This is a genomic window from Shewanella sp. (assembly GCF_041630135.1).
GTDB lineage: Bacteria > Pseudomonadota > Gammaproteobacteria > Enterobacterales > Shewanellaceae > Shewanella.
Map to the genome: position 1 here is coordinate 36437 of NZ_JBFKLW010000003.1, position 12366 is coordinate 48802.

The window sequence follows — 12366 nt, forward strand, 5'->3', positions numbered from 1 at the left end:
TTTAAGGAGTAGCTTGTTGATGAGAAAATTTTCTCTGGCGGTTTCGATCGCCGGGATCCTGATGGGATCTTCAGCGTGGGCCTTAGCCCCCGCAATTCAAATCGATGAGTTGCCTTCTTTAGTGCAGGAGCCACAGCATAAAGTGGCTTCCAAGCGGGTAGCAGACCTCTTTACCCGCTCGCACTATCACAGATTCAGCTTGGATGATTCTTTCTCCGAACAGATTTACGATCGTTTTCTAAAGCAGCTTGATTACCGCAGAAATGTACTGACTCAAGCTGATTTGGCAACCTTTGACAAGTATCGCCATCAGTTTGATGACATGTTGAAGTCCGGCGATCTGACAGCAGCTTATGCAATGTTCGATTTGGCGCAGAAACGTCGCTACGAAGGGTTTGCTTACGCGCTTTCATTGCTCGATAAAGAAATGGATTTCACCTTGGCTGGTGATAAATATGATTATGATCGCGAAGATGCGCCCTGGGCGAAAGATGAAGCCGAGGTGCACGAACTCTGGCGTCAGCGGGTAAAGTACGATGCCCTTAATCTTAAGCTAACCGGAAAAGCCTGGCCTGACATTGTTGAAGTGCTGCAGAAGCGCTATAACAATGCCATCAAACGACTCGGCCAGACCCAGAGCGAAGATGTATTCCAAAGCGTGATGAATGCGTTTTCCCGCAGCATAGAACCCCATACCAGCTACCTGTCTCCCCGCAATGCCGAGCGTTTCCAAATGGAAATGAACTTGAGCCTTGAAGGTATAGGTGCAGTACTGCAGATGGACGATGACTATACCGTTATCAAGAGCATGGTGGCCGGTGGCCCTGCTGCCAGCAGTGAAAAACTGTCACCGGAAGACCGAATTATTGGTGTAGGTCAGGAAGGCGGGGCTGTAGTTGATGTTATCGGCTGGCGTCTTGATGATGTGGTTGACCTGATTAAAGGCCCCAAAGGCAGCAAAGTTACCCTGCAAATTTTGCCTAAGAAGGGTGGCTCCAATGCCAAGCCAATGGAAGTGACCTTGGTGCGCGATAAAATTCGCCTCGAAGATCGCGCAGCTACCTCCAAGGTGATTGAGCCAACGGAAGGTCAATATGCTAACCGCAAGGTGGGCGTAATCCAAATTCCTGGCTTTTATATGAATCTGTCCCAGGATGTTGCGAAAGAACTGCAGACACTGAACGAAGCAAAGGTCGAAGGCATCATTATTGACCTGCGTGGCAATGGTGGTGGCGCCCTGACCGAAGCCGTACTGCTGACCGGGTTATTCATTGATATGGGGCCTGTGGTGCAGGTTCGTGATGCTAACGGCAGAGTTTCCCAGCACAGAGATAATGACGGTAAGGTTACGTACTCCGGCCCTTTAACAGTGATGGTAGACAGATACAGTGCCTCAGCCTCTGAGATTTTTGCTGCGGCTTTGCAGGATTACCAACGTGCACTCATTGTTGGTGAGTCTACCTTTGGTAAAGGTACTGTGCAGCAGCACAAAGGGCTCGCCCGCATTTATGATCTGTACGAGAAACCGGTTGGCCATGTGCAGTACACCATTCAGAAGTTCTACCGCATTAATGGTGGCAGTACTCAGCTTAAGGGCGTAACTCCGGACATTCCATTCCCGAGCGCACTTGAGCCTGGTGAATACGGTGAGGCTGAAGAAGATAACGCACTGCCTTGGGATAAGGTGCCAGTGGCCCAGTACAACATGGTGGCCGAAATTTCATCGCCCTTGGTCGCAGAGCTTGACGCCCGGCATCAACAGCGCATCAAGAAAGATGTCGAGTTTGGTTATATCTATCAAGACATAGACGAGTATAAAAAGCAGCATAAAGAGAAGTCAGTGTCACTGGTGGAAAGTGAGCGGATTGCAGAGCGAGAAGCTGATGATAAAAAACAGCTGGATCGCACCAACGAACGCAGACAACGTGCAGGCTTGGATAAGGTTGTCAGTCTCGATGATATCGATAAAGAGTTGGATGCACCGGATCCATTCCTTGACGAAACTGCCTACATTACGCTGGATCTGGTAGACGCCGGTAAGCTGGCAAACCACCAGCGCTAAGCGAAAACAAGAAAAAACGCGCTTCGGCGCGTTTTTTTTAACCATGACTCAGTGCCACAACTATTTGAATAGACTTGGCCATGTTACATGTAATACAGCATGTCGCATCCGATATCGGACACAGGACTGGATGCCATGGTCGAATAAAACAGGAATTTTGTATGTCAGAAGTTCAGGCAAAGCATTTAAAAGATTACCTTTCCCCAGCATTTACCGTTGATGAGTTGCAGCTCAATATTTCCCTTGAACCGTCGAATACCCGGGTAGTGGCCACAAGTCAGATCAGGCGCTGCCGTGAAGGGGAGCCGCTGCTGCTGGATGGCGAAGGTTTCAAGCTCATTTCAGTGAAGGTGAATGGTAAGGATGCAGAGGCTCAAGTGTTGCAGGGACAGCTTAAGCTCGACTCGGTGCCCGATAGCTTTATATTGGAAATTGAGACCCAGCTCGATCCGCTTGGCAACACTAGTCTCGAAGGCTTGTATATGTCTGATGGTGCTTATTGCACTCAGTGTGAAGCCGAAGGTTTTCGCCGCATAACCTATTTCCTTGACCGCCCGGACGTGCTGGCCAAATATCGGGTACGTATCGATGCGCCCAAAGCCGGTTTCCCATTTCTTTTGAGTAATGGCAACAAGGTTGAGACAGGTGAGTTTGGGGGTGACCGTCATTATGTGGTGTGGGAAGACCCGTTCCCCAAGCCTAGTTATCTGTTTGCACTGGTGGCGGGTGATTTTGACCTGTTGCAAGACAACTTTGTGACCCAGAGTGGCCGCAATGTGGCGCTGGAAGTCTTTGTTGATAAGGGTAACTTGCACAAGGCTCACCATGCGATGGCCAGCCTTAAAAAATCCATGGCCTGGGATGAAAGCCGCTTTGGGCTGGAGTACGACCTTGATATCTACATGATTGTGGCGGTTGACTTTTTTAATATGGGCGCCATGGAAAACAAGGGTCTAAATATCTTTAACACCAAGTATGTGCTCGCCGATACCGAAAGCGCCACCGATGATGATTTCCACGGCATTGAGTCCGTAGTGGGTCACGAATACTTCCACAATTGGACAGGTAACAGAGTCACCTGTCGTGACTGGTTCCAGCTGAGCCTGAAAGAAGGGCTGACCGTGTTTCGCGATCAGGAATTCAGCTCAGACGTGGGCTCCCGTGCAGTAAATCGCATTCAGGCAATTAAGGTGATTAAAAATCAGCAGTTTGCTGAAGATTCTGGCCCTATGGCTCATCCCATTCGTCCTCAAAGCGTGATTGAGATGAATAACTTCTACACGGTGACTGTATATAACAAGGGTGCTGAAGTTATTCGCATGATGCACACCTTGTTGGGCGAAGAAGGGTTTCAGGCCGGGATGAAACTTTATTTCCAGCGTCACGACGGTCAGGCAGTGACCTGTGACGACTTTGTCGCGGCAATGGAAGATGCCAGCGGCGTGGATTTAAGCCAGTTCCGTTTGTGGTATAACCAGGCTGGTACACCAACACTCAAGGTTTCTGACAGCTTTGATGCCGCAAGCGGTCAATATCATCTGGTGGTTTTACAGCAATTGCCGCCTCAGGCGGGTGACCATGCCCAGCCGATGCACATTCCCTTTGATGTGGAGCTGCTTGGCGACGATGGCACGTCGATTGTCAACAAGGTGCTTGATGTTAAAGCCGCCCACAATGAGTTTGTGTTTGAGGGCTTAAGTGCCAGGCCTGTACCCTCCCTGCTGCAAAACTTCTCAGCTCCGGTGAAGCTTGAGTACGACTTTACCACCGCGCAGCTTATCAGTCTGATGCGCCATGCAAACTCAGAAGTGGCTCGCTGGGAAGCTTCGGTAAGTCTTATCAGCCGTGCTATTTGGGACAACGTGAATGCGCTCCTTGCCGGCGGTGATATGGCGCTCGATACCCGGGTGGCAGATGCCTTCCGTGCAGTGTTATTGGATGAAACACTGGATACCGAGTTGGCGGCAGAAATCCTCAATATACCGTCAATTAATGCCTTGATTGAGCAGGTGAGCAGCGTGAACTTAGAAGCGTTGGTTGCGGCGCGGACATTCGTGCTTGAAGAGCTGTCGGCCAATCTTGAAGATGAGCTGTTGGTGCGTTATCGCGAGCTTCAAAAGGTTGATTCAGCCCCGGCTCGTGCCCTTAAAAATGCCTGCCTTGCGCTGCTTGCACGCGGCGGTTTGTGCCCGGAAGAAATGGTCGAGTCTCAGTTCATTGACAGCAATAATATGACAGACTCACTGGCTGCCCTCGGCGCTGCCATGGCCGGGGAGCTTGATTGCCTTGATAGCCTGCTTTCACGCTTCGAGGCGCGCTGGGTGGATACGCCACTGGTGATGGACAAATGGTTTATGTTGCAGGCCAGTCGTCAGGATGATTCGGTACCAGGCCGCATTGATGCTTTGGTTGGCCATAAGGCGTTCAGCCTTAATAATCCAAATCGGGTGCGGTCGTTGATAGGCTGTTTTGCCGCCAATAATCCGGTGCAGTTCCACCGCGAGGATGGCGAAGGCTATCAGCTGTTGACCCGTTACCTCAAGCAACTTAATGGCGTGAATCCTCAGGTTGCCGCGCGGATCATCACGCCGCTGATCCAGTTTGGAAAGTTCGATGAAGGTCGTAAGCAAAAGATGAAGGCCTGTTTGAACGAATTGTTGGCAATGCCTGAGTTGTCACGGGACTTGTTTGAAAAAGTGTCCCGCGCGCTGGCACATTAATACCGGTCGCCGGACGGTAACCTTGCTGTCCGGCTTTCTGTCGTTTTGGAGTTCAGCTCGTTGGAACTTTTCTTTAAACTTCGCATCAGTTTCGATGATTTTTTACCCTACTATCAAGGGGCTGCAACCATGGTTCAGGTTAAGGATCTTCAGGGCAGGGTAGTTTGGATCAATGGAAGGCACTTCAGGCCATTTGTGACAAGGGACGGGGTTAACGGACTCTTTCGTCTTGAGTTGGACAAAAGCGGTAATTTTGTGTCACTGAACAAATTAGAGTAATAACTTTAAACGTTTGATTGATTTGATTTATCTTATTTACTGATGTTGCAAATTTATAAGCTATTGAAAAAAGCTGACTAATCCTACCAGTTGTCGTCGAATTGCCTGACCCGCAAAATAAATTCAAATTTCACCCGTTAGATCCAGGTCAAAATCACTGCTAAGTACTCAATTCTTTGGAAAATTTTCTCAGCTCTCGCCTTGCCGTAGCGCAGCAATTGCTGTAACAATGGTGTTACCTGTAGGCTAACCAAGTGTTGGTTGCAATACCTATAAAAAAGAATCCAGCAGGTTACGGAGAGAAGCTAACATGAAGATTGTTAAAAAGGGTTTTAACAAGACGGCGCTTGCTTTGGGGGTAGCGTCAGCCCTGAGTATGGGTATCCTGCCCAGCGCTCAGGCGGTGTCATTTGATTGGGGTGATGTAAAGGGCTCGTTTGACTCAACCTTTACAGTGGGTGCCAGTTGGCGTGTGGATAAGCGCGATTGGAACGACCAAATCGGTAAGGTTAATCATCCCAGATTTGATTGGTCCAACTATTCCGCGTTTGGTAACACCAAATATACCTCTGCTGAGATTTGGGCTCAGCCTGGTTCCTATTCAAGCAACAACGACTTAAGTAATCTGCTCTATTCCCAGGGTGATACCACTTCTGAAATTTTCAAAGGTCTTCACGAACTGTCGCTGAAATATGAGAACTTTGGTCTCTTTGCCCGTGGTATGTATTTCTACGATCGCAAACTCAACGATGGCAGCTTTGGCTATTCTGACCCCATCACTGGCAAGGAGTTTGATCCCTGTGCCGACAAGCGCGCCTCAGAAGTACAGTGTAAAGATGTCCGTCTGCTGGATGCCTTTGTCTATGCGAATTTCGATTTCAACGATGGCCAGAATCCGCTGACTATTCGGGTTGGTAAGCAGGTAGTGTCTTGGGGCGAAAGCACCCTTATCGCTCACGGTATCGGTGTAATCAACCCGGTTGATCTGAATATTCTCAATGCGCCCGGCGCCGAACTTAAAGAAGCCTTCCGTCCACAAGGCATGGTGTGGGCATCGTTCGGTATTAATGAAAATCTGAGCGTTGAAGCTTTCTATCAATACGATTGGGAGCCTATTTGGGTTCCGACCCCAGGGTCGATTTTTGCCACTAACGATTTTGCAGGTTATGGTGGCTATCAGCAGAATGCTCAACTTGGCTTTAATGCCAACCCCGATATCAATCTTGATTTCCTGCAGGCTGAATACGCACGTTTGGGCGAGATGATCCGTGCCGGCGCTTTTGCCAATGATTCTGTGGGTCTGATCCGTGCTGCTTTGGCATACCCAACCAAAGTAACTTTGGTTGAGGACGAAGCTGAAGCCAGTGATGATGGTCAATATGGTTTTAAGGTTGGCTACTATGCACCTTGGCTGGGTGAAACAGAATTCGGCCTTTATTACATGAACTATCACAGCAGACGTCCATTGATCAGCGGCACCGCAGCCAACTTTGATTTGGTTCCGCTGATGACGGATATGTTCGCAGTAGGTGCTGCACCAAACATAGATCGCGACCTGTTGTTGAACCTTGACAGTTTCTCGAAAGCACAAATTGTTTATCCTGAAGACATCCAATTGTACGGCTTCAGTTTCAATACCCTGCTTGGAGATACATCAGTTGCGGGTGAAATCGCTCACCGTAAAGATGAGCCGTTGCAGATTGATGACGTTGAACTTTTGTTTGCGGCCATGCCGCAGCAGTTGGCCAATTCAAACGTGGTGGGCGGAGACTACAGTTTCTTCGATAATCTCTCACAGTATCCAGAGTATTTCGGCAAGGAAGTTAAGCCCGGCGATTATGCTGAAGGCTTCATCCGGGTTGATACCACTCAGGCACAGTTTACCCTGACGCATTTATTTGGTCCGACCCTTGGCACTGACAACCTGACCATGCTTGCTGAAGTCGGTGGTATCTGGATCCACGATATGCCAAGCCATGATGAGTTACGTCTCAATGGTCCAGGAACTGCACGCAGCGGCGGTCGTGACGGCTATGAGGGTGTGTTGCAGGTAGTACATAACGGACCTGAAACCAACCCTTTCCCAACTGATTTTGCATGGGGATATCGCCTCGTAGCTAAGGCTGACTACAATAACCTGTTTGCGGGAATCAACGTGTCACCAAGAGTTATTTGGTCACATGATGTTGACGGTATTACACCTGACCCACTGTTTTTGTTCACCGAGGGACGTAAATCCGTTGCTGTGGGCGTCAACTTTGATTACCAGAGCCGCTGGGGCGCCGATTTGTCCTACAGCAGCTTTTTCGGTGGGGTAGGTACCACCAACGCCATGAGCGATCGTGACTATGTATCGTTCAATATCAAGTATTCTATCTAAGGGACAATAACAATGCAGAAACTTACGATATTGTCAGCAGCAGTCCTTTTTGCCCTCAGTGGCGGTGCTGCAATGGCGAAAGTCTCCGAGGCCGATGCGGCAAAGCTGGGCACCAGTCTGACTCCACTTGGAGCAGAAATGGCCGCTAATGCCGACGGTTCCATTCCTGCATGGGATGGCGGTATTACCTCAGCTCCATCCGGTTACAAAAAGGGTGATCATCATCCAAACCCGTTTGCAGCAGATAAGGTTGAATACACGGTAAGCAAGGCCAATCTGGAGCAGTACAAGAGCCTGCTGACCCCCGGTCAAATCAAGATGTTTGAGCTGTATCCGGACACCTTCAAAATGAACGTGTATCAGACACGTCGCAGCGCTTCCGTGCCTCAGTGGGTATATGACGCAACCAAAGCCAATGCGACACGTGCTGAAATGGTGCAGGGTGGTAATGGCGTGATCGGCGCAGCTGTCGGTATTCCGTTCCCAATCCCGCAGAATGGTTTGGAAGCTATCTGGAACCACGTATTGCGTTTCCGTGGAGTAGATATCGAAACCCAGCGTAACCAGGCTGCTCCGGCCAAGGGGGGCGGTTATACTCTGGTTGAGCTGTCTGAACAGCTGCGCTTCGAGTACTCTCAGCCGGATATGACTCCGGAGAAGCTGAAAGATGCCAATACTCTGGCTCTGTTCAAGCAGGTTGTGACTCAGCCTGCCCGACTGGCAGGTACTGCACTGTTGGTTAAAGAGACGGTTGATCAGGAAGCATTGCCACGTCAGGCCTGGACCTATAACACAGGTCAGCGCCGGGTACGTAAAGCGCCTAACGTCGCATTCGATACCCCAGGTACCGTATCTGACGGCCTGCGTACCACCGACGACTACGATATGTTCAACGGTTCACCCAGCCGCTATAACTGGGAGTTGGTAGGAAAGAAAGAAATTCTTATTCCTTACAATGACTATAAGCTGCATTCAAACAGTGTTAAGTACGATGAAATTCTGACGCCGGGTCACATTAACCCAGAGTTGGTTCGTTGGGAAAAACACCGTGTATGGGAAGTAAAAGCGACGTTGAAAGATGGCATGCGCCATATTTACAAGACTCGCGTTTTTTACTTGGATGAGGACTCTTGGCAGGTATCGGCCACTGACATGTATGACAACCGTGATGAACTCTATCGGGTTGCATTCGCTCATGGTCTGAACTACTACGAAGTGCCCACACATTGGAGTACGCTGGAAGTGTTCCATGACCTGCAGTCACGTCGTTATTTGGCCATAGGTCTGGATAATGAAGGTAGCATGTATAATTTTGATGCAAAATTGTCTGCCGCTGACTTTACACCTGATGCGCTGCGTCGCGAAGGTGTGCGTTAATCATCCGGGTCTTCTGATGACAAGGGGCGCTGCAGGCGCCCCGATTTTTCAGCATTAGGAAGTTTTTATGTTGCTGCGTACCTTGTTGTCCCTATCCTGCTTGTTAGCTGCCATGACTTCTGCTTTGGCAGGCACCTCCCCATCTCATCAACTTCAGCCCAACGCTTCCAAAGGACTCTTGCTGGATGTCAGCCGAGCCGGTGACATTATGGTTGCAGTGGGTGAGCGAGGACACGTCTTGTTGGGCGGTGAGAGCTGGCAACAGGTTGAAACGCCCACCCGGGCTCAGCTGAACAAGGTGTTTTTCATTAATCCGATGAAGGGATGGGCAGTGGGGCATGATGCAACCATCATTCATACCAAAGATGGTGGTAACACCTGGATTAAACAGTTCGAGGCACCCGAACTGGAACGCCCTTTTATGGATATATTGTTCATCAATGAATCAACAGGTTTTGCCATTGGTGCTTATGGTTTGTTCTATAAGACGATGGATGGTGGTGCAAGTTGGTCCAATGTGTTCCATGAAGCCCTGCTGTTTGAGGAGGATCGCAATTACCTCAATGAGTTAAAAGAAACCGACCCCGAGGTTTATGCTATTGAAAAAGCGTCTCTACTTCCTCATTTTAACCGAATGATCTTATTGGATGATGGTCGCTTGCTGATGGTCGGGGAATTGGGATTGGTATCGGTTTCTTCGGATGGCGGAGAGAGCTTTGAGCGTTTACCCTTTGATTATGAAGGGTCGATGTTTTCTGCTGTTCAACATGGGGATGCGGTTTATGTGATGGGGCTTCGAGGCCATATTTTTGAGGCTGGTCCGGCTCTTGATGAGTGGCAACAGTTGGATCTTCCTGTGGAGTCCAGTATTAATGGCGCCCTTGCCAGTTCCAATGGCAGTGTCTATTTTGTCGGAAATGCCGGTGTCGTGCTCGAAAAGACGGCTGCCGGTGATATTAAGTTGGTAGCTCGTCGCCAGGGCGAAAATTTGGTGGCGGCAGCACAGGATCCCAAAGGTGAAGTCTGGTTGGTTGGTGCCAAAGGGGTATTGGCTCTCAGCGCTGCACTTGAATAATGATTTACTCACGCTTTTATAACGATAAAAACAGGACCTGAGCGATGTTGGAAAAATTGGTCAACGGCTTTGAAAGCTTTCTTTTTCGTCACCGTGGATGGGTGATTAGCATTTTTATTCTGCTGACAGCCTTTTTGGGCTATCAGGCCAGCCAATTGAAAATGGATGCGGCCTTCGTAAAGAATATTCCGCTTAATCACAGTTATATGCAGACTTACCTTAAGCATCAGAAGGATTTTGGCGGTGCCAACTCCATCATGGTGGCTGTTGAGGACACCAGCGGTAACATTTTTAATCCGGTGTTTTTTGATGCATTGAAAAACGTCCACGACCAGCTGTTTTTTATTCCCGGCATTGAACGCTCACAGGTGAAGTCACTGTTTTCTCCGTCGACCCGCTTCACGGAAGTCGTTGAGGATGGTTTCGCCGGTGGACCTGTCATTCCTGCCGATTATGTGAATGATGAGATGGGTCTTGCGGTGGTGAGGGACAACATAGAAAAGGCAGGTATTGTCGGGCGCTTGATTGCTGAGGATTACAGTGCCGCTATGGTCTCGGCACAGTTGATGGATTTTGACCCCAAAACCGGTGAATTGCTCGATACAATAGCCTTTGCTGCCAAACTTGAAAATGAACTCCGGGGCAAGTATGAAACCGACACCATTAAGGTGCACATCATTGGTTTTGCCAAGATGGCTGGTGACGTTGCAGATGGTGCCAAAGGGGTAGTTCTGTTCTTTCTGATTGCCATTGCGATTACCGCGGTAATGGTATTCCTGTTCAGTCGCTCTGTTGTGCTGACTTTGCTGCCACTGGCATGTAGTTTAATGGCGGTGGTTTGGCAGCTGGGTCTGTTAACCGTCGTTGGTTTTGGTCTCGATCCCATGTCGATTTTGGTGCCATTTTTGGTGTTTGCAATTGGTGTAAGCCACGGGGTGCAAATCATCAACGCAGTGCGTCAACGGATACTGGATGGTCAGCAAACCAAGGCGGCTGCAGCATCTGCATTCAGAAGCTTGCTGGTGCCCGGTGGTGTGGCACTGCTGTCCGATACCGTGGGTTTTATTACCCTGCTTGCTATCGACATTGGTATTATCCGTGAGCTTGCCATTTCTGCCTCTCTGGGGGTGGCAGTAATTATCTTCACCAACCTGATTTTGCTGCCGGTGGTGATTTCCTTCTTTGATATCAAAGCCAAGGAAGACAGTGGCCGCGCTGAGCGGGCCAAGGCCTTCTGGCAGCCATTCTCGCGCTTTGCCGATATTCGGGTTGCTGTGGTGGTGCTGCTTGCCACAGCCGGGGTATACATGCTGGGGCTTCAAGGTGCCAGTCAGATGAAGATTGGTGACTTGCAGGGCGGGGCTCCGGCGCTCCATGCCGACAGCCGTTACAATCAGGACACCTTCTTCATTACTGATCATTTCAGTATCACTACCGATGTGATGACCATCATCACTGAGGCATATCCTGAAGCCTGTACCTACCACGATGCTCTGGAGAGGATAGGTGAATTCGAGTGGCAGGTGGGTAATACACCCGGCGTTGAATCAACCGCCAGTCTTGCTTCTATTGCCCGTAAGGTTAACGCCGGTTTTAACGAGGGTAACCCCAAGTGGGAAGTCCTGCCGCGTAACACATCCAGTCTGGTACAGGCCGTAGGACAAATACCGACTACTTCAGGACTTCTGAACGGTGACTGCTCGGTAATGCCTGTGTATTTGTTCCTGACAGATCACAAAGCAGAAACCATTGAGGCTGTGGTTGCCAAGGTGAAGGCGGTGTCGGCAGAACTTGATACCGATAAAATCCAGTTTAGGTTGGCCTCAGGCCCGGTGGGCGTAATGGCGGCCACCAATGAGGCGGTGGCCGAGGCGCAAACGCCGATGATGCTTTATGTCTATGGCGCTGTGTTCGTATTGTGTCTGGCAAGTTTCCGCTCTATTCGAGCCACCATCGCGGTTATCCTGCCATTGTATGTGGTATCGACGCTGGCTCAGGCACTGATGACAAAACTCGAAATCGGCCTTGCGGTCAGTACCTTACCTGTGATTGCACTTGGTGTGGGGATTGGCGTGGATTATGGCATTTATATTCTGTCGACTATGGCGGTAAAACTGCGTGACGGCATGGCAGTACAGCAGGCATACCTTGAGGCGTTGCAGGAGCGGGGCAGTGCGGTTATTTTCACTGGTCTGACCTTGGCGATTGGGGTAAGTACCTGGTTCTTCTCGGCACTTAAATTCCAGATGGATATGGGAATTTTGCTGACGTTCATGTTCCTGGTAAATATGCTGGGTGCCATTATTATTCTGCCGGCATTGACAGCATTGTTCTGGCCAAAGCGCCGATAAACACTGACATTGGGGAGCTTTGCTCCCCTTTTGTTTTAAACAGCGCACTGCATAGTTACTCTTTTGATGTGAATCCTTGTTCTTAACATTCCGTTAAAGTCCCGCCGTTACTGGATTTCCAC

Annotated in this window: 7 protein-coding genes; all 7 read left to right on the plus strand. The window is 49.6% G+C overall.

Translation table 11 applies throughout. From position 1 onward, the window contains the following. Nucleotides 1-19: 19 nt before the first annotated feature. The 7 genes from prc (at nucleotide 20) to ABYK60_RS01510 (ending at nucleotide 12244) form a co-directional block, all read left to right on the plus strand. The gene (prc, locus tag ABYK60_RS01480) at nucleotides 20-2062 is read left to right on the plus strand and encodes a carboxy terminal-processing peptidase (protein ID WP_372870153.1); all 2043 of its coding nucleotides are present in this window, start codon (nucleotides 20-22) and stop codon (nucleotides 2060-2062) included. Between the two features lie 161 nt (nucleotides 2063-2223). Next, nucleotides 2224-4782, plus strand: a complete 2559-nt coding sequence (gene pepN, locus ABYK60_RS01485; RefSeq protein ID WP_372870154.1) for an aminopeptidase N — start codon at nucleotides 2224-2226, stop codon at nucleotides 4780-4782. A 60-nt stretch (nucleotides 4783-4842) separates the two neighbouring features. Continuing rightward, complete coding sequence (locus ABYK60_RS01490) at nucleotides 4843-5061, plus strand: DUF2835 domain-containing protein (RefSeq protein WP_372870155.1); 219 nt, start codon at nucleotides 4843-4845, stop codon at nucleotides 5059-5061. Between the two features lie 310 nt (nucleotides 5062-5371). Further along, nucleotides 5372-7441, plus strand: a complete 2070-nt coding sequence (locus ABYK60_RS01495) for a DUF1302 domain-containing protein (protein WP_372870156.1) — start codon at nucleotides 5372-5374, stop codon at nucleotides 7439-7441. A gap of 12 nt (nucleotides 7442-7453) precedes the next feature. Continuing rightward, nucleotides 7454-8818: a DUF1329 domain-containing protein gene (locus tag ABYK60_RS01500; protein ID WP_372870157.1), complete on the plus strand. Its 1365-nt coding sequence runs from the start codon at nucleotides 7454-7456 to the stop codon at nucleotides 8816-8818. A gap of 67 nt (nucleotides 8819-8885) precedes the next feature. After that, nucleotides 8886-9893, plus strand: coding sequence for a WD40/YVTN/BNR-like repeat-containing protein (locus ABYK60_RS01505; protein ID WP_372870158.1), 1008 nt, complete (start codon nucleotides 8886-8888; stop codon nucleotides 9891-9893). 44 nt (nucleotides 9894-9937) lie between these two features. After that, nucleotides 9938-12244: an RND family transporter gene (locus ABYK60_RS01510; protein ID WP_372870159.1), complete on the plus strand. Its 2307-nt coding sequence runs from the start codon at nucleotides 9938-9940 to the stop codon at nucleotides 12242-12244. The last annotated feature ends 122 nt before the right edge of the window (nucleotides 12245-12366 follow it).